This is a genomic window from Sedimentibacter hydroxybenzoicus DSM 7310 (genome assembly GCF_013403245.1).
In the GTDB taxonomy this organism is placed as follows: domain Bacteria; phylum Bacillota; class Clostridia; order Tissierellales; family Sedimentibacteraceae; genus Sedimentibacter; species Sedimentibacter hydroxybenzoicus.
The window spans coordinates 1-25,226 of the sequence record NZ_JACBNQ010000011.1 but is presented as its reverse complement, the minus strand read 5'-3'; the positions used below and the strand labels follow the sequence as shown (position 1 = coordinate 25,226).

At 36.7% G+C, this 25,226-nt stretch carries 21 protein-coding genes and 1 riboswitch; of the genes, 12 read left to right on the top strand and 9 right to left on the bottom strand.

Annotated features, from left to right (window positions below):
* Nucleotides 1-5: 5 nt before the first annotated feature.
* Nucleotides 6-2,525 carry a PAS domain S-box protein gene (locus HZF24_RS10565; protein WP_179238285.1) on the top strand — a complete coding sequence of 840 codons (2,520 nt, stop codon included), beginning with the start codon at nt 6-8 and terminating at the stop codon, nt 2,523-2,525.
* A gap of 18 nt (nt 2,526-2,543) precedes the next feature.
* Here HZF24_RS10565 and HZF24_RS10560 read toward each other — a convergent pair whose 3' ends face one another.
* Genes HZF24_RS10560 through aroF form a run of 6 tightly spaced genes read right to left on the bottom strand, consistent with a single transcriptional unit; the run spans nt 2,544 to nt 7,649 of the window.
* The gene (locus HZF24_RS10560) at nt 2,544-3,044 is read right to left on the bottom strand and encodes a shikimate kinase (protein WP_179238284.1); all 501 of its coding nucleotides are present in this window, start codon (nt 3,042-3,044) and stop codon (nt 2,544-2,546) included.
* Nucleotides 3,041-3,295 (bottom strand): chorismate mutase, encoded by a 255-nt coding sequence (locus HZF24_RS10555; protein WP_179238283.1) that lies wholly within the window; start codon nt 3,293-3,295, stop codon nt 3,041-3,043. Before HZF24_RS10555 ends, HZF24_RS10560 begins: the two co-directional genes overlap by 4 nt.
* On the bottom strand, nt 3,286-4,377 hold the full coding sequence (aroC, locus tag HZF24_RS10550; RefSeq protein ID WP_179238282.1) for a chorismate synthase: 1,092 nt from the start codon (nt 4,375-4,377) through the stop codon (nt 3,286-3,288). Before aroC ends, HZF24_RS10555 begins: the two co-directional genes overlap by 10 nt.
* Nucleotides 4,358-5,551: a 3-phosphoshikimate 1-carboxyvinyltransferase gene (gene aroA / locus HZF24_RS10545; RefSeq protein ID WP_179238353.1), complete on the bottom strand. Its 1,194-nt coding sequence runs from the start codon at nt 5,549-5,551 to the stop codon at nt 4,358-4,360. Before aroA ends, aroC begins: the two co-directional genes overlap by 20 nt.
* A gap of 23 nt (nt 5,552-5,574) precedes the next feature.
* Entirely contained in the window at nt 5,575-6,639 is a 1,065-nt protein-coding gene (gene aroB / locus HZF24_RS10540) for a 3-dehydroquinate synthase (protein ID WP_179238281.1), read from the bottom strand.
* Nucleotides 6,636-7,649 carry a 3-deoxy-7-phosphoheptulonate synthase gene (gene aroF, locus HZF24_RS10535; protein WP_179238280.1) on the bottom strand — a complete coding sequence of 338 codons (1,014 nt, stop codon included), beginning with the start codon at nt 7,647-7,649 and terminating at the stop codon, nt 6,636-6,638. Before aroF ends, aroB begins: the two co-directional genes overlap by 4 nt.
* Before the next feature lie 146 nt (nt 7,650-7,795).
* Here aroF and HZF24_RS10530 point away from each other — a divergent pair, with 146 nt between their 5' ends.
* On the top strand, nt 7,796-9,634 hold the full coding sequence (locus HZF24_RS10530) for an S-layer homology domain-containing protein (RefSeq protein WP_179238279.1): 1,839 nt from the start codon (nt 7,796-7,798) through the stop codon (nt 9,632-9,634).
* Nucleotides 9,631-10,854 carry a BaiN/RdsA family NAD(P)/FAD-dependent oxidoreductase gene (locus HZF24_RS10525; RefSeq protein ID WP_179238278.1) on the top strand — a complete coding sequence of 408 codons (1,224 nt, stop codon included), beginning with the start codon at nt 9,631-9,633 and terminating at the stop codon, nt 10,852-10,854. Before HZF24_RS10530 ends, HZF24_RS10525 begins: the two co-directional genes overlap by 4 nt.
* Here HZF24_RS10525 and HZF24_RS10520 read toward each other — a convergent pair.
* Nucleotides 10,851-11,594 carry a folate family ECF transporter S component gene (locus tag HZF24_RS10520; protein ID WP_179238277.1) on the bottom strand — a complete coding sequence of 248 codons (744 nt, stop codon included), beginning with the start codon at nt 11,592-11,594 and terminating at the stop codon, nt 10,851-10,853. The two genes, HZF24_RS10525 and HZF24_RS10520, sit on opposite strands and share 4 nt — an antisense overlap.
* A 69-nt stretch (nt 11,595-11,663) precedes the next feature.
* A riboswitch (THF riboswitch) is annotated at nt 11,664-11,756 on the bottom strand.
* A gap of 103 nt (nt 11,757-11,859) precedes the next feature.
* On the opposite strand from HZF24_RS10520, the gene HZF24_RS10515 reads away from it, so the two are divergent.
* The 9 genes from HZF24_RS10515 (at nt 11,860) to HZF24_RS10475 (ending at nt 23,622) form a co-directional block, all read left to right on the top strand.
* Nucleotides 11,860-13,545, top strand: a complete 1,686-nt coding sequence (locus tag HZF24_RS10515) for a formate--tetrahydrofolate ligase (protein WP_179238276.1) — start codon at nt 11,860-11,862, stop codon at nt 13,543-13,545.
* An 83-nt stretch (nt 13,546-13,628) separates the two neighbouring features.
* The gene (gene nuoE, locus HZF24_RS10510) at nt 13,629-14,123 is read left to right on the top strand and encodes an NADH-quinone oxidoreductase subunit NuoE (protein WP_179238275.1); all 495 of its coding nucleotides are present in this window, start codon (nt 13,629-13,631) and stop codon (nt 14,121-14,123) included.
* Complete coding sequence (locus tag HZF24_RS10505) at nt 14,113-15,723, top strand: NADH-ubiquinone oxidoreductase-F iron-sulfur binding region domain-containing protein (RefSeq protein ID WP_179238274.1); 1,611 nt, start codon at nt 14,113-14,115, stop codon at nt 15,721-15,723. Before nuoE ends, HZF24_RS10505 begins: the two co-directional genes overlap by 11 nt.
* Nucleotides 15,724-15,731: 8 nt before the next feature.
* Nucleotides 15,732-16,685 (top strand): 2Fe-2S iron-sulfur cluster-binding protein, encoded by a 954-nt coding sequence (locus HZF24_RS10500; RefSeq protein ID WP_179238273.1) that lies wholly within the window; start codon nt 15,732-15,734, stop codon nt 16,683-16,685.
* A complete protein-coding gene (gene fdhF / locus HZF24_RS10495; protein ID WP_179238272.1) occupies nt 16,654-19,359 on the top strand; it encodes a formate dehydrogenase subunit alpha in 2,706 nt (901 codons plus the stop codon). The genes HZF24_RS10500 and fdhF overlap by 32 nt, the downstream gene beginning before the upstream one ends.
* 36 nt (nt 19,360-19,395) lie before the next feature.
* A complete protein-coding gene (gene mobA / locus HZF24_RS10490; RefSeq protein WP_179238271.1) occupies nt 19,396-20,004 on the top strand; it encodes a molybdenum cofactor guanylyltransferase in 609 nt (202 codons plus the stop codon).
* Complete coding sequence (gene fdhD / locus HZF24_RS10485) at nt 20,004-20,783, top strand: formate dehydrogenase accessory sulfurtransferase FdhD (RefSeq protein ID WP_179238270.1); 780 nt, start codon at nt 20,004-20,006, stop codon at nt 20,781-20,783. The genes mobA and fdhD overlap by 1 nt, the downstream gene beginning before the upstream one ends.
* Nucleotides 20,784-21,175: 392 nt before the next feature.
* On the top strand, nt 21,176-21,763 hold the full coding sequence (locus tag HZF24_RS10480) for a TetR/AcrR family transcriptional regulator (RefSeq protein ID WP_179238269.1): 588 nt from the start codon (nt 21,176-21,178) through the stop codon (nt 21,761-21,763).
* 50 nt (nt 21,764-21,813) lie between these two features.
* On the top strand, nt 21,814-23,622 hold the full coding sequence (locus HZF24_RS10475) for an FAD-dependent oxidoreductase (protein ID WP_179238268.1): 1,809 nt from the start codon (nt 21,814-21,816) through the stop codon (nt 23,620-23,622).
* Between the two features lie 35 nt (nt 23,623-23,657).
* On the opposite strand, the gene HZF24_RS10470 is transcribed toward HZF24_RS10475, so the two are convergent.
* Nucleotides 23,658-24,530 carry a DMT family transporter gene (locus HZF24_RS10470; RefSeq protein WP_179238267.1) on the bottom strand — a complete coding sequence of 291 codons (873 nt, stop codon included), beginning with the start codon at nt 24,528-24,530 and terminating at the stop codon, nt 23,658-23,660.
* A 23-nt stretch (nt 24,531-24,553) separates the two neighbouring features.
* Entirely contained in the window at nt 24,554-25,051 is a 498-nt protein-coding gene (locus HZF24_RS10465) for an SEC-C metal-binding domain-containing protein (protein WP_179238266.1), read from the bottom strand.
* Nucleotides 25,052-25,226 lie beyond the last annotated feature (175 nt).

Below are 25,226 nucleotides of genomic sequence, written 5' to 3'. Positions count from 1 at the left end.
TAAGTATGAAAGCTGATAATTTTCGAAATATGCCGGATGACCCTCCTTTTGGCATCGGCTATCTGAGACTATTTTTGAATAAACGTAACAAAGCTGTAGATTATATGTTCACTGACATCAACTACGCTTTTGAAAAGCTGACAGGCTGGAGCAGAGAGGATATCTTACATAAAAAAGTATCCGGACTTACAGGATTTGCAAAGTCCGAGGGGCTATTCTGGCTCTCTTATTATGAAGATGTTGCCCGGTTGGGAAGGACTCAGGAAACGACGCAATGGTTTGAAGCTTTAAAGAGGTATTTTATGATTACAGTCGTCCCTTTGGGCAAAGAATCCCTGATGCTGGTCGTACGGGACGCAGACGGGGAGTTAGGATGGCATGGACATGATGAGGATTTGGATATTGTTTTCAACAAAACCCATGATGCGATCAGTCTCGTTGAATACAGCAGAGGTGGATTCAGATATATCCGCAATAACGCTGTGCATCAGGCATTAACCGGTTTCAGCAATATTAATGGAATGGCACCCATCCAACTTCTTGGTTATGAGGTGGGTTCAAAGCTGCAGGAATACTATGAGGAATGCATGCGGACAGGCCGTCCCATCAGCTATGAACAGAATTTCAACTTTGCACCGGGAAAGCGGGTTTGGCAGACAGAAGTAACTCCGGTATTTGGGAAGGATGGGATACGCTATCTCCTATGTTCCAGCAAGGATGTTTCAGAGCTTAAAGAAGCCCAGGATGAAAATGAGGTGCTGGCTCAGAGACTACAGTCAATGTTTGATTATCATGACGCTGTTATGTTGATAATTGAGCCGATTTCAGGAAGAATTGTTGATGCAAACCCTGCGGCTTGCGAGTTTTACGGTTATTCTAAGGAGGAGCTTCAAAGTCTTTTAATCCGCGACATCAACATGCTGCCGCCTGATGAAGTGGAAAAATATCGTCTGATGACGTATAAAAAAAAGCAGCGCTTCTTTATTTTTCCCCATCGTTTGAAAAGCGGGGATATCAGGATAGTGGATGTCTATTCCTGTCCTATCTCGGATGGAAAAAACACATTGCTTTATTCTATTATTTTTGACGTCACGGATCGGGAAGATTATAAGAAAGAACTTTATATGGAAAAGGAAATACTGCTCACGACGTTGCAATCTATAGGCGATGGTGTGGTTACAACAGATAATAACGGTATAATTACCGGCTTGAACAGTGTTGCTGAAAATCTGACAGGCTGGGATAAGAATACTGCGGTGGGAAGATATTTTACTGAAGTGTTTGTTCTTCAGAATGAAGAAACCGGACAATTAGTGGAAAATCCTATACTAAAGGTTTTGGAAACCGGGCGGATTGTAGGACTTGCAAATCATACCGAATTGGTAACGCGCCAGGGAAGGTATATACCAATTGCAGACAGTGCGGCGCCCATCAAAACTGAAGGCGGACGAACCTTCGGTGTTGTGATGGTATTCCGTGATGTCAGTGACGAAAAGAACCATAGAAAACAAATTGAGTTTTTAAGCTACCGCGATCATTTGACCGGTCTATATAACCGTCGTTACATTGAGGAAAAAATATCTGTATTGGATAAAGATGAGCACTTGCCTATTTCAGTGATTATGGCAGATGTTAATGGTCTCAAAATAACAAATGATGTATTCGGACATAAGGCCGGAGACACTTTACTTAAAAATGTAGCCGAGATTATGCAAAAGTTCTGTAAAGAAGATGATTTGATTGCTCGTTGGGGTGGAGATGAATTTGTTATAATCATGACCGGGAAACCGCTTGAATCGGCAGAAGAGGTTATCCAAAAAATTAAGGACGTCCATATTGCAATAGAAGGCAGTAGTTTATCTCTTAGCTTGTCACTTGGATGCGCATGTAAGCATACGGGAGAAAACAGTATCCAGCAAGCAATTCAACAAGCAGAAAAATATATGTATCAACAAAAGCTGTTGGATGGAAAGAGCTATAGGAATGCTATTATAAGTACACTGCTTGCCACCCTTTATGAAAAAAGCAACGAAACAGAGGAACATTCAAAACGGATTGAAACATACTGTCACGCCATAGGAAGAGAGCTTCAGCTTTCATCCAAGGAAATGGACGAGCTCTCCCTGCTGGCTCTTCTGCATGATATCGGAAAGGTCAGCATTGATCCGAATATTCTGCAAAAACCTGGATCTCTTACTCCTGAAGAATGGGAAGAGATGAAACAGCATCCTCAAATCGGTTATCGTATTGCTCAGGCAACACCGGAGCTTGCTGTTGTGGCGGATTTGATATTGTCACACCACGAGCGCTGGGACGGCAGTGGATATCCACGAGAGTTAAAAGGAACGGAAATTCCCCTTTCATGTCGTATTCTTGCGGTGGCTGACGCATACGATGCTATGACCAGTGACAGGGTATATAGAAATGCTATGAGCAGTGAAGATGCTGTTTGCGAGCTGCAAAGAAATGCGGGAACACAATTTGAGCCGAGTATTGTATGCCTATTTATTAAAATTCTGCAATAGAGGGCTAATAATCAGCCCTCAGGATGTTTTTATGAGCTCTTGTATAATTTTTTCTGCAATATCAATAAATTCTCTATCATTAATTATTTCAATATCACAATATTTTTTATATAAAGTTATTCTTTCATCATAAAGCTTATATACATTGTTGATATCATTACACAGTAAAGGTCGCTTTTGAATATCAACATCGTTTACAATGTTATCAGGATGCCTGTTTATAAAAACCACAATAGAATTATTTTTTAAATAATCAATATTTTCTTTCCTTTTAACGATTCCTCCGCCCGCAGAAATAACTAAGGAGTTTTTATGTCTTAATTCTTCTGCACAGTCGGTTTCTAAGTTTCTGAAATATTTTTCTCCAATTTTAAATATTTCCGTAATACTTTTACCTTCTTTTGCTTCGATCATTTCATCCATATCGACAAAACTCATATTTAACTTTTTGGCTAGTTCTTTTCCTATTGCAGTCTTACCGCTGCCTGGCATTCCTATTAATACGATGTTTTTTCTCATAGCTGTAATTCCTTACTTGAGTTCATAATCTGCATATATATATATTCTATATGACTGGCATAATTCTTATTGTTTAAATAACCTATGCAGCTTTCTATTACCTTTTTTTCTCTGACTTCATCATATACAGGCAGATTGTTTTCTTTTTTATATTTGCCTATTTCTACGGCTAAATTAAATCTTTTTTCCATACAGGCAACTATTTCTTTGTCTATTTTATTTATTTCAATTCTTACAGAATTTAAATCCATAGTTCACCGTCTCTTTCTAAAATCAAATCAAGAATCACTAATGCAGAAGCACCATTTATCACGGGTATAACCCTCGGAACTATGCACGGGTCGTGTCGTCCGGTAACATTAATTTCGGTTTCCTTCATTTCATGTAAATCTACTGTACGCTGAGATATACCTATTGAGGAGGTTGGTTTTATGGCAGATCTGAAAACAATGGGCATGCCGTTAGTTATTCCGCCTAATATTCCGCCGTTATTATTTGTCTTTGTCATTACTTTATTTTCGGTTATAATGAATTCATCATTTGCATTGCAGCCTGCAAGTGTAGTTATATTAAATCCAGCACCAAATTCTATGCCCTTAACCGCAGGTATTGAAAACATCATATGAGATAATTTACTTTCAACCGAATCAAAAAACGGCTCTCCATAACCGGCAGGTACGTTTACTATATAAGTTTCAATTATCCCTCCGACTGAATTGTTGTTTTCTTTTGCTTCTGTTATTTTCTCCTGCATCAGGCTCAGTTTATCCGGAGAAAGTACGGGGAAATTCATTTTTGATAATCTGTCAATTTCATTTTCCTGTAAATTTATTTCAATATCGTCTGTTATATCTTTTATACTTTTTATTCTGCTTACTATATGTATATTTTTGCTTTGAAGTATTTGCATGGCAATGGCACCGGCGAAGGTTAAGGGGGCCGTCAATCTGCCCGAGAAATGACCGCCTCCTCTGTAGTCATTGAATCCCTTGTATTTAACAAATCCGGTATAATCTCCATGACCGGGGCGTATTTTTGATTTTATTTCGCTGTAATCCCCAGGTTTTATATTTTCATTCCTGATTAGAGCACAAAGTGGGGTACCTGTAGTTTTTCCCTGGAAATAACCGCTTACTATGTCGTATTTATCTTTTTCTATGCGAGGAGTTGATAATACGCTTTGTCCGGGTGATCTTTTTTTCATATGCTCGTCTATATATTCTAAATTCAACTCTACTCCAGGGGGCAAACCGTCAATTACTATTCCTGTCGCCTCACCATGTGATTCACCAAATAAACTTATTTTCAATTTATTACCTATTATTGAGCTCATTGATTTCACCTCCTAAATATTTATAATCGTCCCAAAAGGTGGGATAAGATTTATTAACCGCTTGGCAATTTTCAAGTATTATTTCTTTTTCACAGTTTGTTGCGGCAATAGCTAATGACATTGCTATACGATGGTCATTCCAGCTGCTTACTTTGGTTCCGCCCGATAATTTTTCTACTCCGTTGATAATTAATCCGTCCTCAGTTTCATTAATATCAGCGCCGATTTTTTTCATTTCTGTTGAAATTGCTTTTAATCTGTCCGATTCCTTTATACGAAGGCGTCCGGCATTTATTATTTTAGTTGTTAAGCCATTTTTTAAAGATGCAAGCACAGATATTATCGGAACTAAGTCAGGTATTTGGGATGCATCAATTACAATTTCTCTTTCTGCGCTTTTGTATCTTTTTATTATATCGACTATTTCCTTATCACCCTGTAAAGAAGTATCATTTAATCCTAAACAATCAATATTATTTCCTAATTCATTTGCCGCTAAAAAGAAGCTTGCCTGAGAATAGTCGGCTTCTATAGTATAAGAGCTGCTTATATAATTCTGATTACCCCTGATATAAAATTCATTTGCATTCATTTGTTTTATTATAACTCCAAATTTCTCCATTACATCAATTGTCATATTTACATAGCTTCTAGATTCCAAGCTGTCCGAAATTATGATATTAGAATCACCGGATAGAAGAGGAAGGGCAAAGAATAAACCTGAAATAAACTGGGAGCTGATTTTACCTGATATTTTATATGTACCAGCTTTCAAATTTCCTTTAACATATAATGGGACATCCTTAGATGTTTTATAAGTAATATTCTGCTCATTAAAAATATCGAAATATATATCCAAGGGTCGCTCAAACAACCTTGGGCTTCCTTTAAATCTGCATTGATTGTTTAAGACAATGGAAATGGGAATTAAAAATCTGAGAGTTGAGCCGGATTCCTTACAATCAATCACCAGATTATGAATATGCTTGTCGATTAGCCGTTTCATGCCTTCCACTGTTGCTTTTATGTCTTCGGATAAAATGAGATTCTTGATTATGCTTTCTCCACCTTTGCATAAAGAAGCGCAGATAACAGCCCTGTGGCTTAAGCTTTTTGAAGGAGGTATATTTAATTTTCCTTTGAGCTTTGTCGGCTTAATTAAAATATCCATAATTTCTTGTCTCCTGTCTCATGTCATTACGGGGTTATGAATTCATCAATTAAATTAATTGGTACATTGCGTACAAAGCTTTCGCCAATTTTCTTCAGTAAGATTAAATTTATATTATTATTCAAATTTTTTTTATCGGATAAAATATATTTTTTAATTTCCTCTTTATTATAATCGTCTAAATTGTATTGAATATTAAAATTATCCAATACAGCTTTTAGTTTTTCGTATGTTCCGATTTCCGTATATCCTATTCTTTCACTATTTTTTGTTATTATCAGCATGCCAGCGGATACTGCTTCTCCGTGAGCTATTTGGAAGCCTGAATATTTTTCAATGGCATGACCTATTGTATGACCGAAGTTTAAGAGCATTCTCATACCGTTATCCTTTTCATCAGATTCAATCAACTGTTTTTTTATGCTTAAGCATGTGTGCACGATTTCTTCTATATCCTCAAAAAGATCCTGTTTTGATTTAATATTCATTAAAATTTGAAACAATGATAAATCTTTTATACAGGCATATTTTATAATTTCACCCATACCGTCTTTTATATGCTTATCACTTAAGGTTAATAAAAAATCAGTATCAATCAATACTGCTTTTGGGTGGTAGAAGCTTCCGGCCAAATTCTTTCCCTGTGTTAAATTAACTGCCGTCTTACCTCCGATACATGAATCTGTTTGGGCAATAAGCGATGTGGGTATTTGTATATAATCTATGCCTCTTAAATATGTGGAAGCCGCAAATCCGGTTAAATCACCTACAACACCTCCGCCAAATGCAATTATCAAATCGCTTCTTTGAATATTATATTCTGAAAGTTTCGCATAAACAAATTCTAAAACATTGAGTGTCTTACTGTTTTCACCCGGCTTTATTACAATAAAGCTGATATAAAACTGCTCGTGTAAACTGCTTTCCAATTTGCTTCCGTACAGTTCAAATATATTTTCATCTGTTAGGACAGCTATCTTTTTGCCGGTATAAACATTTCTAATTTCCTCTGACAGATTTTGAATTAAAGCATTTTTTATTATTACTTCGTACTTCATCGTGTTTTTTTCTATATAAATATCTAATTTCATATATCTCTTCCCACTGCTTTTGCAATAAGTTTTAATTTTTCCATAAGCTGCTTTAATTTATCCGGTTTTATCGATTGATTCCCGTCACACAGTGCATTTTCAGGATCGTTATGGACCTCAATTATTAAACCATCGGCTCCTGCCGCGATAGAAGCAAGTGCCATTGGTTCTACCATCCACCATCTGCCCGTTGCGTGGCTGGGGTCAACTATAACAGGAAGGTGGCTTAATTTTTTTATTACGGGAATCGCGCTTAGGTCTAAAGTATTTCTCGTATAGCTTTCAAACGTCCTTATTCCTCTTTCACACAATATAACATTTTCGTTTCCACCAAGCAGTATGTACTCTGCTGACATTAACAGTTCTTCAACCGTCGAGGACGGTCCCCTTTTTAATAATATGGGCTTGTTAATTTTTCCAAGTTGTTTTAACATTTCATAGTTTTGCATGTTACGTGCGCCAACTTGTATAATATCCACACTATCAACATATTCATCCAAGAAATCCAAGGATGTTAATTCAGTTACTATGGGAAGTCCTGTATATTGTTTGGCAAGCTTTAAAAGTTCTAATCCCTCAAGTTTTAACCCTTGAAAGCTGTATGGAGATGTCCTTGGCTTGAATGCTCCTCCCCTTAAGAATTTAGCACCGTATTTTTTAACATCATCGGCAATACTTAATATTTGCTTCTGATTTTCTACGGAACAGGGGCCTGCTATTATATTTATTTTATTTCCGCCGATGATTTCATTGTTAACTTTAATTTCAGTATTGTTGGGGTGCAGCAGACGATTTGCTTTTTTATACGGCTCCTGAACAAATATTACCTTGTCAATAGCTTTATAAGCTTCAAAAATACCGGGATCAAGTTTGCTGACATCGCCGATTAAACCAAGTATGTGATAGTTTAATTCCTTGATTTCGTTAACCTCTAACCCTAATTTATTTATTTTACCTTTTATTATAGATATCTCTTTATTATCAGCATTTTTATTTAAAATTAAAAGCATATGGCACTCCAATTATTTGTCATGATTAAAATTTATCATAAATTAATGATATGTCAATAGTAAAATTGAATTGTCGAATTAAGAATTAATTGCGGGAATGATTGTTTTGTGATATAATTTTTAAAAATATGGGTATAGGAGGCACTATGAAAAAGGTTATATTGCTGGTAATTGTTCTTTCTTTAGTCCTTTCAATGACAGTAAATGCGGTAACATTCACAGACATTTCAAATCATTGGGCTAAAGGATACATAGAGAGAGTTGCAAACAACGGTTTGGTTGCCGGTTATGATGATAAAACATTTAAACCGGATAACAATGTTACGGTTTTAGAAGCATTGATAATGATGTCAAGATTATATGACATTGAGGAGGATTTAAGAGAACAAATAATTGAAGAATATGAATCAAGCTTTGATCGTATGCTTAATACGAAAGGTTATGATTGGTCATTCGAATATTTATCGATAATAATTGAATTGGGAGTTGTTTCTGAAAAAGGTATTGAAGATATGTTCTCTAAAAAAACAATTTTTCAGGATGCATCGAGAGAAGAAATAGCTGTACTTTTAACTAAAGCAATGCTATTAGGAAAAGAAGCGCAGGATTTGAAGGTGTATTCTCTTCCATTTACCGATGCGGCCAAAATATCTGCTTCAGCAAGACCGTATGTATACGTAATGTATGATAAAGAAATAATGCAGGGAGACGATAAAAAGAATGTTAATCCTACCAACAAAATAACAAGGGCTGAGGTAGCAACCGTTATAGATAAAGCCTACGATTATTTACAGGATAATGACGTGTATCCCGAATTTGAGAATTTTGCAAAAACAACGGTCGAAAGCGGCATAATCTCTCAGCTTTCATCATCTAAAAATGAAACATACATATATATCAAAAATGAAAGCGGAAAAGAAAATATTGTAAGAATAGATGACGATACAAAGATAACCATAAATAAGAGATCAAGAGACTTTTCTGATTTAAAAAAAGACATGATTGTAAACTGCAAGATAGACGAGGACAGATTAGCTATAAGCATTGAGGTAGATAACTCGAAAGAGGTTAAAATCGGCAGAATATCCATAGTTGCCTATGCATCACCTGCATCCTTGACAATAATTGATGATGATAAGGATAAGCTGCAATATAGAATACCTTCGGATGCTAAGGTTTATCTTGACGGCAAAGAGGTTGAACTGCGAAAACTAAATAAGAATGATGAAGTTACACTTCTGCTGGATGATGGAAAGGTTTATCAGGTTAATGCTGTCAGCCGCATTAAAGAATATGAAGGCGTAATTTCCAAAATAGATTATTCTAAGTATCCTATTACGATTTCTGTAAAGATGGAGAAGGATGAAGTAAAAACATTTAAATTTAACAGTGATGTAGAAGTTACGAGGAATGATAAAGCATCAAGCTTCGATCAGGTAAGGGTTGGGGATGAAGTCATCGTTACGACTGAGTATGATGATATGATTGAAATTAACACTGTTGCCAAGGAAGCTGAAATGAGCGGAATCATAAAAGAGATTATATTAGGCTCGGAAAGCAAATTGAAAATTACCGACGAGGATGGAGATGTTGAACAATACTCCATAAGCAAAAATGTTATTGTAACACTTGGAAATAAAACTGCATCCATTAATGATCTGAGAGTAGGATACGATGTCAATATCAATACCTCCGGAGGTGAAATTGTTACAATTGAGGCATCAGAGCTTCAGTCTGTAACGAATTTTTCCGGTAAGGTAATTTTTGTTAATACAAAAGATAAAATAATAATGATGCAAAATACAAGTACAGGAAGCGGTCAACCTGAACTCGTATATTTAAATGTAACAGACAGCACGAAAATAATTAATATATCAGGCAATACAAGGTATTTAAGAAACCTAGAGGAAGGACAATATATATCCAGCACCGCTACTTCTCAGAACGGAGAATATGTGGCTGTAACCATAATAATATCAGAATGATATACGATGTAATAATAATAGGAGCAGGAGCGGCAGGATTATTCAGCGCACTTTCTGTTAAATTCAAAAAAGTTTTATTAATTGAAAAAAATACTGCACCGGGTCAAAAGCTTCTCATATCGGGTGCAGGTCAGTGCAACTATACAAATAATTGTAATTTGGACGAGTTTTTAAAAAGATATGGCAATAGGGGCAGGTTTTTAAAATCTGCTCTTTTTAACTTGTCGAATATTGACACGATAGAATTTTTTGATAAGCATGGTGTTAAAAGCTTCATAAGAGAAGACGAAAAGGTATTTCCGGAATCATTAAAAGCTGAGGATATATTAAACACATTAATTTTTTGCTGCAGAAAAAGCGGCGTGGAATTTATATATGATTCAACCGTAGAAAACGTAATGTATCATGAAAATAAATTTTTCACTGTGAAAACTTCAAAATCTTCCTTTAGCGGTCATAATGTAATAATTGCCACAGGAGGGAAGTCATATCCAAACACCGGTTCAACAGGTGACGGATATAAGCTCGCTCAAAACTTGGGTCATAAAATTGAAAAGCCGACGGAAAGCTTGACTCCTGTTTACACGGACAACTATGGTTTTAAGGATATACCGGGAATTTCATTCAAAAATATAAGTGTGACATTATGGAGAAACAATAAAAAAATAAATGAATTCAGAGGCGATTTTCTGTTTACCCACGTGAGCATATCAGGTCCTGTTATTTTGAATAATTCAAGGTATATGGAAAAGGGAGATATATTGAAAATTAATTTTACGACCTTTAAAAACAGTGAAGAATTTAAAAAGGATTTTGAGAATTTAATTTTAGCGTCAGGTAAAATTAATATTAAAACTGCTTTAAGAAAATATGATTTACCAAAACGTTTCATTGAAAAGATTATGGGGCTGGTAAATGCTGATGAAGAAATAAAATGCAGCCAGTTAGATAAAAACAAAAGAAAGAAATTAATCGAGCTGATTTCAAATTACCCTTTCAAGATTGAAAAGTTAGGCGGTTTCCATGTATCCATGGTTACAAAGGGTGGAGTATCAACAGAAGAAATTAATACGAAAACCATGGAGTCAAAAATAATACCCCACCTTTATTTTGCAGGTGAGGTAATTGATTACGACGGTGATACGGGTGGTTTTAACATTCAGGCAGCATTTTCAACAGCAAAATTGGCGGCGGATGCAATTAATAAAAATTTGGGTTAGGATTTCTCTAACTTTTTAAATGCATTCAATATTGCCACTATTATTATTGAATACAAAGGTATCATAAAGAAGTTTGTTAACACTCTTGCCGGCAGCCATGCCATTATTCCCTTTCCGTATAAAATAGTTAAAAAGTAAGTATTCAATATAATTGAGGTTATCAATTGTGTAACACTGACAGTAAAAACAATTTTATTCATATTGTAATCACTGTGCTTGGATGTTATTTTTATGGGAATAATTAAATAAATTAACACTAAAGCAAAAAATCCTGCTATATAAATAGGATTCAAAGAGTTTCCGTTATACATTATACCGTTATCAAAGGTTAACAGACCTTGATAAATGAATATTGATACGAAGCTAACAGATAAAAGCGATATAAAAATTGTATTTAAAAAATTATAATTTATATCTTTTTTTGTATACTTATAAATCAAGCCGGGCAATAATCCGGTTAAACCGCTGGCTAATGTAAAACCGGGGAAAAACGGACCGCCGGGTTTAACCATAAAATTAATCAAGTCTGCTGACGCACCTGCCAGGAATCCGGTTGCCGGACCTAACACTATTCCTGATAACATTAAGGGTATAGATGCGAAGTTTATACGCAGCGCCGGAATTCCCCCAAGTGGTATATAAACCTCAAACATAACCTTAAGAACTAAGCTCATGGCTATAAAAAGCCCGGCTCTCACAATCTTTAATGATGTGAATTTTTGTGCTGTATTATTTCTCATATTATCCTCCTTCTTGAGCAATAATACCTCCGCACAATATAGGAGGATAACACTGTAATTATCCTCAAATACAGCGGAAGCGACAAGATACCGCAGCGTAAAGCTTTCGTTTAAGGGCGACATCCCATCCCCTAACACTTAACGCACCTTGCCTACTCTGTTAAATATTAAATAAATTGTATTTTATACTATCATACTTTATAATATAATACAAATATATTTTTTATAAATATTATAAAAACGATAACATTTTTTAGGAGGAGCAATGCCAGATAAATTTTTAAGTGATATTGAAATTGCACAGCAAGCAACTATGCAGGTAATTAACAACATAGCTGAAAAAATAGGTATACCCGATCAGTATGTAGAAAATTACGGTAAATATAAAGCTAAAATAGACTTTAGATATTTACAAAACGAATTAAAAGATAACGAAGATGCTAAGCTTATATTAGTTTCAGCCATTAATCCCACTCCTGCAGGCGAAGGTAAAACAACAACAACCATCGGTTTGGGGGACTCACTTTCAAGTTTAGGACAAAAAACAATAATAGCACTTCGTGAACCATCCTTAGGACCTGTATTCGGTGTCAAAGGCGGAGCAGCAGGCGGAGGATATGCTCAGGTCGTTCCTATGGAAGATATTAACCTTCACTTTACAGGTGATTTCCATGCAATAGGTGCGGCAAACAATCTTCTTGCGGCAATGATTGATAACCATATCCATCAAGGCAATGAGCTGGATATAGATACAAGAAGAATTGTATGGAGAAGAGCTGTTGATATGAATGACAGACAGCTGAGAAGAATAGTTGACGGCCTTGGCGGAAAAACAGAGGGAGTAGTAAGAGAGGATGGATTTGATATTACCGTTGCCTCTGAAGTAATGGCCATTTTCTGCTTATCTAATGATATACTGGAATTAAAAGAAAATTTATCAAAAATAGTTGTTGCATACAGCAGAAGCGGTGAAGCAGTTACAGCAGGTCAGTTAAAGGCAGAGGGTGCTATGGCTGCACTACTGAAGGATGCATTAAAACCAAATTTAGTTCAGACATTGGAAGGTACTGCCGCATTTATACACGGAGGACCCTTTGCAAATATAGCTCACGGCTGTAACAGTGTTATTGCTACAAAAATGGCAAGTAAAATTGCTGATTATGTAGTTACTGAGGCAGGCTTTGGAGCGGATTTGGGAGCCGAAAAATTTATAGATATAAAATGCCGTAAAACAGGTTTAAAACCAAGTGCCGTAGTTATCGTTGCTACAGTAAAAGCTTTGAAATATAATGGTGGAGTTGCAAAAGCGGATTTAGGTGCGGAAAATTTAGCTGCATTAGAAAAAGGACTTCCAAATTTACTGAAGCATGTTGAAAATATTACTCAGGTATTTAAGCTTCCTGCGGTTGTCGCTATAAATAAATTCCCGACAGATACAGATGAAGAACTTAACTTAATTAAAGAAAAATGCAAGGAATTAGGTGTAAATGTTGCATTGTCCGAGGTTTGGGGCAAGGGAAGCAAGGGCGGTCAGGAGCTTGCTAATGAGGTTATAAGATTAACTGAAAAGCCGGGTGAGTTAGAATTTGCATATGACTTAAATCTATCTGTAAAAGAAAAAATTAAATCAATAGCAACTAAGCTTTACGGTGCATATGATGTAGAATTTGCTCCGAAAGCAAATAAGGAAATAGCAAATATTGAAAAGCTTGGATTTAGTAATATGCCAATATGTATGGCTAAAAATCAGTATTCATTGACTGATGATCCTAAAGTATTGGGAAGACCGACTAATTTTAAAATTACAATAAGAGATATTACAATATCTGCAGGAGCAGGATTTTTGGTAGCACTTACAGGAGATATAATGAAAATGCCGGGACTTCCTAAGGTTCCTGCAGCAGAAACCATAGATGTTGATGTAGACGGAAAGATAAAGGGACTGTTTTAGACAGTATTTATTATTCAAACATCTGAATACAGCCGACACTAAATAATTGTGTCGGCTGTCTCATTTCAATAAGGAGAACAAGGATGGAGTTTGTATTTGACAAAGAAAAAAACAAAGAAAAAATTGAAAGCTTCAAAATGTTCATACAAGATCATAGGGAAATCCCCGGAGCGCTTATGCCGGTATTGCAGGAGGCACAGGAGCTTTTTGGTTATTTGCCTAGAGAAATCATGCAATTAATATCAAGAACTTTAAAAATTCCAATGGCTGAAATTTATGGAGTTGCTACATTCTATTCACAATTTTCTTTTATACCTAAAGGAAAAAACATTATAAGCGTATGTCTTGGTACAGCTTGCTATGTAAAGGGTGCACAAGCTATATTGGAGGAGATTGAAACGATCCTCGGTATAAAGGCAGGAAGTACTACACTCGATCTGAAATTTTCAATTGATTCTACGAGATGTGTCGGTGACTGCAGCCTCGCACCTGTTATAGTCATCAATGATGACGTATACGCTAAGGTTACGAAGAATAAGGTAAAAGAATTGATTGAAAAGTATAGAAATGGGGTGTAGAAAAGTGCTAACACTTGAAAGATTGCAGCAAATACGTAAGGAGCATAGACCAATCCTTGAAGCACGCGTCGGCGAGGCAGGAAATGCAGACATAAATGAGGATGGCTCTATCGTTTTAAACGGAGATTATTATAAAAAACAGGTAAGAATTGCACTTAAGAACTGCGGGATTATAAATCCTTTGATGATTGAGGATTATATAGCAGTAGACGGTTATTCGGCACTGGCAAATATATTATTTAATAAAAGCAGCGGTGAAATTATAGATGATATGATGGCTTCAAATCTCAGAGGCAGGGGCGGTGCAGGATTTCCGACGGGCAGAAAATGGAATGAGGCCTTTAAATATGATGCTGATCAAAAGTTCATGATTTGCAATGCAGACGAGGGCGACCCCGGTGCATTTATGGACAGGTCTATTTTGGAGAATGACCCTCATTCAGTGCTGGAGGGAATGGCGATAGGAGGCTATGCTGTCGGTGCTGATAAAGGCTTTATATATGTACGAGCAGAGTATCCCATAGCTGTAAAAAGGCTCAGGACTGCAATAGAGCAAGCGAAAGAGCTTGGAATACTCGGTAACAACATTTTAGGAACAGGCTTCAGCTTTGATATAGAGTTGCGCCTTGGCTCTGGTGCCTTTGTTTGTGGAGAAGGTACGGCTCTTATAGAATCTATTGAAGGTAAAAGAGGTATGCCGAGAACCAAGATTCACAGAACAGCACATAAGGGTTTGTGGCAGAAGCCTACTATAATAAATAATGTTGAAACCTATGCAAATGTGCCTGTAATATTTCAAAAGGGTGTTGACTGGTTCAGAAGTATAGGGACTGAAAAATCTCCCGGAACAAAGGTGTTTTCCTTAGTGGGAAAGGTTCAGAATGCAGGGCTTGTTGAGGTTCCAATGGGTACACCCCTCAGGGAAATTGTTTATGATATCGGTGGTGGAGTACAGGACGGAAAAGGCTTTAAGGCAGTTCAGACAGGAGGTCCTTCAGGAGGATGCATACCTGCACATCTGATTGATACACCTGTTGATTTTGAATCCCTGGGGAAAATAGGCTCCATCATGGGTTCAGGCGGTATGGTAGTTATGGATGAAGATACCTGCATGGTAGATGTAGCAAGATTTTTCTTGGAATTTACGGTTGACGAGTCTTGTGGGAAATGCGTACCATGCAGAGAGGGTACAAAGAGAATGCTTGAAATTCTCGAGAGAATAGTATCGGGTCATGGTGAAGACGGAGATATTGAGCTGATGGAAGACCTTTCCGAGACGATAAGCAAAGCATCATTGTGCGGGCTTGGACAGACCGCATCTAATCCGGTAGTTACTACAATAAAATATTTCAGAGATGAATATGAGGCGCACATTAATGAGAAAAAATGTCCTTCCGGCTCTTGCCGGCCTTTGATAAAATATTTCATAACAGAGGCTTGTATAGGGTGTACCAGATGTGCTAAAAGCTGCCCTGTTGATTCTTGCATTACGGGAAAGGTAAAGGAAAGACACGTGATAAATCAAGATGTCTGTATTAAGTGTGGTACCTGCTATGAGGTATGTCCTGTTAAGCCGGTAAAGGCAGTGGTGAAAGGATAGGTATTGAGATGGCAAATGTTAAAATTATAATAGATGGTCAAAAGATTACGGTACCTAATAATATTTCTATATTGGAAGCTGCAAAAAAGCTTGATATTGAAATACCCGCTCTTTGTTATGATCCCAACCTTGATGTGGTGGCTGCCTGCCGCCTGTGTGTTGTTGAAATAGAAGGCAGCAATAAGCTTGAAACATCCTGTTCTACAAGAGTCAGAGATGGAATGGTAATTCATACTAAAAGTGATTTGGTTGTAAAGACAAGAAAGGATATATTACAGTTATTATTGGACAGCCATCCGAACGATTGTCTTACATGCCAGAAGGCGGGAGATTGCTATTTACAAAAATACGCTTATGAATATGGACTGAAATTCAGAGACCATAGTGGTTCTATGCGACCGCAGCTGTTGGATACTTCAAGTCCGTACATTCTTAAGGATAATGCGAAATGCATCCTGTGCGGTAAATGCGTAAGGACCTGTTCCCAGGTGAGCGACAGAATGGTTCTATCCTTCTCTGAGAGGGGATATAGTACCAAAATAATTGCAGATTTTGACCAGACACTTGAAGAATCAAGCTGTGTATCCTGCAACAGATGCGTCACGGTATGTCCTGTAGGTGCATTAGTTGATAAGAGAGCCATGGGAAAAATAAGAGCATGGGACGGAGCATCAAAAGTAATAAAATGTAAATCCTGTCAGTATGGCTGCGAATTTGAAATAAAATCAAAAGGAACAGTGAATGTGGCTGTTGTGGCCAAGCCCCCTGCCAATGGTCGTCCGCTATGCTTAAAGGGTCGTCTTACGACTGAGCTTTTATATGTTGATAAACCGGAAGCTCCGTACAGAAAGATAAACGGACAATTTATCGAAACTAATTGGACGAAGATGCTGGGTATCGAAGATATATTAGAAAGAATTGATAAAATAAATGCAGAAAAGGAAAGAGAAGGGAAGGAGTGATAGAGTGAATATTACTATAGACGGCATTCAGTATGAGATAAAAAAGAATACTACAATTTTACAAGCATGTAAGGATGCCGGCATAAACATTCCTACTTTGTGTCATGATGAAAGACTTAATCCTTCCTCATCGTGTAGATTATGTTTAGTTGAAGTGGAGGGAACTAAGAATCCGGTTACCTCATGCAGTACCATGGTAAGGGATAACATGGTAGTGAATACAAAATCTAAGGATGTTATAAAAGCAAGAAAAGATGTGCTTAATTTAATAATATCAAATCATCCGATGGAGTGCTTAACCTGCGATAAATCCGGAAATTGCAAGCTTCAGGACTACAGCTACGAATACGGTGTTGCTGAAGGGACCTTTAAGGGAGCAAAGAGAACACCAAAGACAGATACATCCAATCCATTTTATGATTATGATGCAAGAAAGTGTATACTTTGCGGACTTTGTGTAAGAGTTTGTGACGAATTACAGGGAACTGCAGCCATCGGAATAGAAAACAGAGGATTCGATGCGGTTGTTACCACTCCCTATAATGAAGGTCTGATTAATTCAAAGTGTGTTTCCTGCGGAAATTGTGTATCGGTTTGTCCTGTGGGAGCATTAAGTCCCAAGAGACAGAAATACAGATATTGGGAGAACAAGAAGATAAGAACTACCTGCTCCTACTGCGGTGTCGGCTGTCAGATGGATTTAGTCGTAAAGGGAGATAAAGTAGTTGACGTTGAGCCTGCAAAGGATGCGTTGAATAACGGACTTCTTTGTGTAAAGGGTAAATTTGCATATAAATTTATTAATCATCCCGACAGGTTGAAGACACCTCTTATAAAGATAAACGGCAGGTTTGAAGAAGCTACATGGGATGAGGCATATAGGTATATCAGAAAAAAGGTAAACGAGCTTAAGCCGGAATATGGAGCTGATAGCTTTGCAGGACTGACCTCGGCGAGATGTACCAATGAAGAAAATTATTTATTTCAAAAGCTGTTCAGAGCAGTTATAGGTACAAATAATGTTGATCACTGCGCACGCCTCTGACATTCCTCTACAGTTGCAGGTCTTGCAACTACATTAGGCAGTGGTGCCATGACGAACAGTATAGAGGAAATAACAGATACTGATGCCATGTTTGTAATCGGCTCGAACACTACAGAAAATCATCCCATCATCGGCGCAAGAATGAAGCAGGCTGTAAGAAACGGCTCTAAGCTCATAGTAGCTGATCCGAGAAGGATTGAGCTTGCTGATTATGCAGATGTATATTTACAGCTTAAGCCCGGAACAAATATTGCTTTGTTAAATGGTATGATGAATGTAATACTTGAGAATGGATTGTATGATAAGAAGTATATAGATGAACGATGTGAAAACTTTGATGAATTAGTCAATATAATTAAGGAATACACACCTGAAAGAGCAGCAGAAATTTGTGGTGTCAAATCAGAAGATATAATAAAAGCAGCGACAATTTACGGAGAAGCGGATAAAGCCGGCATTTATTATACAATGGGTGTAACTCAGCACACTACGGGAACAAATGCGGTTATGAGTATTTCCAATTTAGCAATGTTGTGCGGAAATATCGGTAAGGAAAGTGCAGGAGTAAATCCCCTGAGAGGGCAAAACAATGTGCAGGGTGCCTGTGATATGGGCGGACTGCCGGCAGATTTACCGGGATACCAGAAGGTTTTCAAGCCGGAGGTAATAGAGAAATTTGAAAATGCCTGGAGAGTGAAGCTTTCACCAAAACCGGGGCTGACTATACCGGAAATATTTAACGGTGTTCATGACGGCTCAATAAAGTTCTTGTATATTATGGGGGAAAACCCGATGGTTTCCGACCCGGATATAAATCATGTAAAGGAAGTCTTGGAGCATGTGGACTTTCTTGTAGTCCAGGATATATTTATGACGGAGACGGCGGAATATGCAGATGTAGTACTTCCTGCAGCATCCTTCGCAGAAAAGGACGGAACCTTTTCAAATACAGAAAGAAGGGTACAAAGAGTGAGAAAGGCAATTCAACCCGTTGGAGAATCGAAGCCGGATTGGCAGATTCTTATGGAATTAATGAATTATCTAGGATTTGAAAAGAAATATTTACATCCGGAAAAGATAATGGAAGAAATAAGCTCATTAACTCCCTCCTATGGCGGAATTACCTATGATCGGATAAATAATGGCGGAATTCAATGGCCTTGTCCTGATAAGCATCATCCCGGAACAAAGTATCTGCATAAGGGAATGATGGCAAGAGGAAGAGGATTGTTCATGCCTGCCGAATATGTCGAAAGTGCGGAAATGCCGGACAGTGAATATCCGTATATATTTACTACAGGAAGGATTCTATATCACTACCATACAAGAACTATGACAGGGAGGGTTGAGGGAATAAATGAAATTGCTCCTTCATCCTATGTTGAAATAAATGAAGTGAATGCCAATAAGCTTGGGATTAGAAATGGTGACAGAGTTAAGTTAACTTCAAGAAGAGGACAGATTGAAACCACTGCAAAAATTTCTGAAATAATCGATGAAAATGTATTGTTTATGCCATTCCATTTTGCGGATGGAGCCGCCAATTATCTTACTAATTCCGCAACCGACCCCATAGCAAAGATTTCAGAGCTGAAGGTAGCGGCAGTCAGAATAGAGAAGGCAAAGTAATTAACACAGTTGAATGCTTAAGGAACGGTGATTAAAATGAAAAAATTCGGAACAGCAATTATATTGGCCGGAGGTAAAAGCTCCAGAATGGGCTTTGACAAGCAGCTTCTTAAAATAAATGAAAGAAGCCTGATGGATAGGATGATTCAAAAGCTGAGCCGTGAGTTTGAGGAAATAATAATTGTGACCAATAAACCGGAGTTATATATCGGTTTATCACACAAAATTACAAAGGATATACTTAAGGACATGGGAGCTCTCGGAGGTATACATGCGGGGTTAAGCCATTCTTCAAGTAGTCTTGCCTTTGTAGCTGCATGTGATATGCCAAATATAAATATGGAATATGTACGCTATTTGAAGGATAGGTTGAATGATAATAATTCCCTTGGCTGTGTTACTAAATTCGGAGATTGGATTGAACCGTTCTGCAGCTTCTATTCGGTTGAGCTTATAAAAAACATTGGGAAATACCTTGAATCCGGAAGACGATCTGTTCATGGATTAATTAAGGATGTTAATATATCTTATATAGAAGAAAAAGATGCACGTAAGTTCAGTCCTAACTGGGATATGTTTCTTAATTTAAACACGAGAGAGGATTTAAACAAATTCCTGTTAAATGCAGGTGGTTGGAGTAACTGATGGATACAACAAAGAAATATGAAATAATAAAAATTAAAGGTGATATTTCAGATAAATTTGATGATGAGGTAATAATTGAATACCCCTTTACCATATTTATAGATGATGAAGAAATAATTACGCTCTTGTGCACTCCTAAGTCCTTAGAGGAGCTTGCTGTAGGATTTTTATATTCTGAAGGATATATTAACTCCTTGGATGCGGTAGAAAAGGTTCTGCTTAATGAAGAAAAGGGAAGGGCATACGTATATTTAAAATACAGAAAAATGCTAAATGAAAATCTGTCAGGTAAGCGGGCCATAACCTCCGGATGCGGGAAGGGAACGGTATTTTATAATGTTATTGATTCCATAAAATGTAGGAAGATTGAGAAAACGGTAAATATCAGCAAAGGTACGGTAATACAATTAAGCAAATTATTCAATCAGAAGTCGGAGCTTTTCCTGAACACGGGAGGAGTTCATAGCTGCGGACTGTGTGATAATGAGAAAATACTGTATTTTGAAGAGGATATAGGAAGACACAATGCATTGGACAAAATTTTAGGAATCAGCTTAATTGAGGGAATCGATTTGTCAGATAAAATTGTAATAACAAGCGGAAGAATATCCTCTGAGATGCTTATAAAAACGGCAAAGAGAGGAATATCTACTATTATTTCACGGTCGGCTCCAACCAGCCTGGCTATTGATATGGCCAAAGAGCTGAATATATTATTGATTGGCTTTGCAAGAGGAGAAAAAATGAATGTCTATACATGCTTTCAAAGCATAAATTAAAATCTTATCTGATTCTGATTATTACACACTTATTTCAGTATCATTTTAAAACAGAAGTCGGTCTCAATGTATGACCGATTTTTTTATGCATATAGGAAAGTTTTTCCTATATGCATAAAAAACGAGGATTGCAAAGGACGGGACGTCCTTGCCGTTAAGGGGGGGGCTCAGTAAAATGCTCGCATTTTACGCCGAAGGGGGACATAGGTCCCCTTAGCGGAATTTGCGAAGCAAATTTTTTTACATATAATTACCTATTAGAAAACTATTTACAACAGCAAATTTATATGTTATATTATTATCAAAGTTCTAAGGATTTTTAAAAAGGTTGCTTATGAATTTTTTTAATGACTATTAATGACCGTGTGGTCATTAATTTACAGGAGGTTAGAATGGCAAGATATTCAGCGTTAGACCCTGAGAAGTATATTAAAATAAGAGATTCTGCAATTTTGTTATTTTTTGGACAAGGAGTCGAAAATACCACTATGCAGCAAATTGCTAAGAATGCGGGTATTGCAAAGGGAACAGTGTATTTGTATTTTAAAGGCAGGGAAGAACTTGAAAAATATATTTTTGATTATTGCTTTGATCTTCATCTGAAAGCCTCCGTTAAGGATGTTGATGATGAAAAATGCTTTACTGAGAAGTTAAAGAAAAGAATTAAGAACATATTAATGTGGAATGCAGAATTTCCTAAAGAATCCTCCATTATACGTTCTTTTTACACACCAGTTAATTATTCCGACACAGAGGACGGATTATTTTCTAAATCTTATGAAATAAATAGAGCTTATATTGAAGCCGGTATGAAAAATGGAGAATTTAAAAATCTTCCTATAGAGTTTTTATGTAAAATAGTTTTCAGCTCTGTGGAAGGAATTTCAACATACATAAAGCAAAATTCCGATGCTTTGTACGATGAGGATTTATTAAACCAATTGATTGAAACAGTTATTGACGGTATTAAAAATCATTGATAAGAATGGGCTTTGCCTGCTTATATAAAAATATTAAAAGGGAGAAAGATATGAAAAAATTAAAGAAAATTATTTCGCTTGTGCTTATTGCTGTATTCGTACTCAGTCTTGCCGGCTGCAGCAGCAACACTTCACCACCTGCAACAGTAGATAAAGAAGGAATCTTCGAGGCAGGAATCTATACCGCAAAATCAAAAGGTATGAATGGGGATGTAGAAGTTGAAGTTGTGGTTAGTAATGAATTGATTGAATCTATAAGAGTGTTAGGCCATAATGAAACGGCAGGTATATCTGATCCGGCTATTGAAAAAATACCGACAGATATATTAAGTGCACAGGGCTTAAAAATTGATGTGATATCAGGTGCAACTATTACAAGTAACGCTATAATTGCTGCAGCAACAGATTGCTTGCAGCAGGCAGGAGCGAATATTGAAGAGCTTAAGCAAAAAGGAATAGAAGCAGTTGTATTGAATGATGAGATTATCGATGCGGATGTCGTTGTAATAGGTGCAGGAATAGCTGGTCTTTCTGCAGCTGTAACTGCTTCTGAAGAAGGAGCAAAGGTTGTTCTTTTAGAAAAAATGGGAAATGTCGGCGGTGCATCTATAGTTTGTGGAGGCGAAATACTTGCAGCAGGAACTGAAATGCAGGAAAGCCAAGGTATCAAGGATTCTTCTGAAGCTTTAAAACAATATTGGTTTGAAGTAGGAGAAGGGAAGATAAATGAAGAAATAGTAGGATATATTGCTGATAACAGCAGTAACACGGTAGAGTGGCTGAAGGATAGAGGAGTAACATTTGGTGATGTTACATTTTCATATAATTATCCGGCACAGGATCCTTACAGGAACCATTCAACTGCCAGCGAATCAGGAACAGACTTCATTTTACCATTGTATGAAACCGCTCAAAAAAACGGTGTAGATGTCAGGCTTGAAACTCCTGCTATATCTTTGATTAATGAAAATGGAGTTATTAAAGGTGTTATTGCGGAAAACAAAGGAAGAAAAGTGATCGTAAATGCAGAAAGCACTATACTTGCAACAGGCGGTTATGCAAATAATGAAGAGCTTATGAAGCAGTATAGTCCGGCCATTAATGCTTATGGTACATTTCTTGGAGAAGCTCATCAGGGCGACGGTTTAATTATGGCAAGAGACGCAGGGGCTGAAATTGTTGCAGGGGGTGGAGCAATTGCTAATCCCATGGATATGGGAGCTACAAGTTTTGCCGATGCAGGAGGAGTGTTTCTGAATGTAACGCCATCAGGCAAGAGATTTGGAAATGAAAATGAATACTGGTTTAAAAGATCAGCTGATTTGTATTTTAATGAAGAAGTAAATTACTATTATGGTATAATGGACTCCAAAATTGAAAATGAAGGATTTGAAGAGGCGATAAAAAATAGAACAGCATTCAAGGCAGATACTATAGAGGAACTTGCCGAGATGTTGGGAATGGAACCAAATGTACTTGCAGATACAGTATCTCGTTACAATGAAATATGCGATGTCCAGATTGATACAGATTTTGGTAAGCCTGCAGTTGGAAAAGTCGGCAGCAGAATGGCTAATTTAAAAGAAGTAAATTTACTGAATTCGATAGATCAGGCTCCGTACTATGCGGTAATATTCTCTACAAATGGTGTAACAGGAACGTTCGGAGGACCTAAAACAACTATAGACGGTGAAGTAGTTTCAACTGAAGGTGATTTAATACCTGGCTTGTATGCAGCAGGAGAGGTTGCGAACGGTGAATTATTTTATAGACGATATCCATGCTCAGGTTCGGCAATTCAAATGAGTGCCACTATGGGTATTCAAGCTGGAAAAGCTGCCGCAGCTTCAGCAAAATAAATATAAAGGTTTCAGATGTTAAACACCTGAAACCTTTAATTCTCGATTTTTTTATCCTTAACTATTGATACAATCAATACTCCCGCTAATATCAATATACATGCTATTATATTCCGAGTGGTTAATGGCTCTTTTAAAAATATAATTCCAAGTATAATGCTTGTTATGGGCTCAAACATACCTACTATGGATGTAATAGTGGGTCCTGCGTGTTTTACGCCGATTAGTATGAAGGAATTTGCTAAGAACGATGCAAAAAAAGCAACTGATAGTGTAAATAACCAACCTACAGGGGTTATATCAAATACTAATGTCTTACTTAATATGCCGAATAAAAATAAATAAACAGATGAAAATATGGACAGATAAAAGGTTATTTTAAAGGGATACATAGAATTTAATCCGCTTTTATCGATATAAATCAAATGTGCTGCAAATATTACACCTGAAGCAAATGAAAGGAATACACCAAGCAAGCTGAAATTTCCTTCTAAAAACATCATTACTCCTATAGTTGAAAGGATTAATGCAATAATTATTTCTTTACTGACTTTCTCCTTAAATATCATAATGCATGCGGCAGTAACCAGCACAGGATAAATATAATGAATGGTGGTAGACATGCCAACCGATATATAGTTGAATGAGCCGTAAAGGGTAAGTGCTGTCAATGTAGGGCCTAGAGAGCTTAAAACTGCTAATTTTTTTGTTTCTACCTTGTTTATTTTTACAGAAATGTTATTGAATTTCAGCATAAAAAAAAGAAGGGGAATAGAAAGGAAGTTTCTATAAAAGGTAAGGGATAAAGAATTGCTTCCTTCCATATATGACATTTTGCCGAGAATCGGCGTAAATCCATAAATAAAAGCTGCCATTATTCCAAAAAATATGCCCTTTGTTCTGTTCATTCATTTATCCCTCAATTTTGTGGTTATTTACCACAGCATTTTTTATATTTTTTACCTGAACCGCATGGACATGGGTCATTTCTTCCAATTTTATTTTCATTTATAACTATTTTTGATCTGTTATAATCTTTCTTAATCTGCTTTCTTTTTTCTTCGTCAAAAATATTGTTCCATTCATCCATTCCATAAAGCCATTCAGCTTTTGCATCATGCATGTTCCATAATAGTTTTTCAAAATCAAGTTCTGCTTTAATTTCCGAGTCTTCAGTTAAATCCTCCAATACCAGTAATTCTTTAAAGCTGTTGTTAGCTCCATCGAGAAAACCGATAAATTGAACTGCAGTCATATCATTCTTTTCTGCTAAATCCTTAATTATCCCTTCAACAACAGGGTTTTTATTTCCAAGAATATTTTTATAGCATTCAGCCTCTTTTCCCATATAATCCTTGAAAAAATCATTATATTCTTGTTGAGTTTTAATATTCTCTAAATTTTCAGTCCATTCTGTATATAAACTCATAAAATCCTCCATTAAATTTAATAGCCTCTAACTGTATTTTAACAGCATTATTTTAAAAATTCAAGGAAAATTGAATTAAAAAAGCCGCTTTTAAGCGGCTCAGGTTATTGACAAACCCGCTAAAAATTAGCGGGTTTTCATAATAATTAAGGAAAGACACATGAAAAATCAATCT

Bases quoted from the DNA above. Each gene is read 5' to 3' on its own strand.
- HZF24_RS10565 (WP_179238285.1), top strand. From the start codon at position 6: ATGAAAGCTGATAATTTTCGAAATATGCCGGATGACCCTCCTTTTGGC.
- HZF24_RS10560 (WP_179238284.1), bottom strand. From the start codon at position 3,044: ATGAGAAAAAACATCGTATTAATAGGAATGCCAGGCAGCGGTAAGACT.
- HZF24_RS10555 (WP_179238283.1), bottom strand. From the start codon at position 3,295: ATGGATTTAAATTCTGTAAGAATTGAAATAAATAAAATAGACAAAGAA.
- aroC (WP_179238282.1), bottom strand. From the start codon at position 4,377: ATGAGCTCAATAATAGGTAATAAATTGAAAATAAGTTTATTTGGTGAA.
- aroB (WP_179238281.1), bottom strand. From the start codon at position 6,639: ATGAAATTAGATATTTATATAGAAAAAAACACGATGAAGTACGAAGTA.
- aroF (WP_179238280.1), bottom strand. From the start codon at position 7,649: ATGCTTTTAATTTTAAATAAAAATGCTGATAATAAAGAGATATCTATA.
- HZF24_RS10530 (WP_179238279.1), top strand. From the start codon at position 7,796: ATGAAAAAGGTTATATTGCTGGTAATTGTTCTTTCTTTAGTCCTTTCA.
- HZF24_RS10525 (WP_179238278.1), top strand. From the start codon at position 9,631: ATGATATACGATGTAATAATAATAGGAGCAGGAGCGGCAGGATTATTC.
- HZF24_RS10520 (WP_179238277.1), bottom strand. From the start codon at position 11,594: ATGAGAAATAATACAGCACAAAAATTCACATCATTAAAGATTGTGAGA.
- HZF24_RS10515 (WP_179238276.1), top strand. From the start codon at position 11,860: ATGCCAGATAAATTTTTAAGTGATATTGAAATTGCACAGCAAGCAACT.
- nuoE (WP_179238275.1), top strand. From the start codon at position 13,629: ATGGAGTTTGTATTTGACAAAGAAAAAAACAAAGAAAAAATTGAAAGC.
- HZF24_RS10505 (WP_179238274.1), top strand. From the start codon at position 14,113: ATGGGGTGTAGAAAAGTGCTAACACTTGAAAGATTGCAGCAAATACGT.
- HZF24_RS10500 (WP_179238273.1), top strand. From the start codon at position 15,732: ATGGCAAATGTTAAAATTATAATAGATGGTCAAAAGATTACGGTACCT.
- mobA (WP_179238271.1), top strand. From the start codon at position 19,396: ATGAAAAAATTCGGAACAGCAATTATATTGGCCGGAGGTAAAAGCTCC.
- fdhD (WP_179238270.1), top strand. From the start codon at position 20,004: ATGGATACAACAAAGAAATATGAAATAATAAAAATTAAAGGTGATATT.
- HZF24_RS10480 (WP_179238269.1), top strand. From the start codon at position 21,176: ATGGCAAGATATTCAGCGTTAGACCCTGAGAAGTATATTAAAATAAGA.
- HZF24_RS10475 (WP_179238268.1), top strand. From the start codon at position 21,814: ATGAAAAAATTAAAGAAAATTATTTCGCTTGTGCTTATTGCTGTATTC.
- HZF24_RS10470 (WP_179238267.1), bottom strand. From the start codon at position 24,530: ATGAACAGAACAAAGGGCATATTTTTTGGAATAATGGCAGCTTTTATT.
- HZF24_RS10465 (WP_179238266.1), bottom strand. From the start codon at position 25,051: ATGAGTTTATATACAGAATGGACTGAAAATTTAGAGAATATTAAAACT.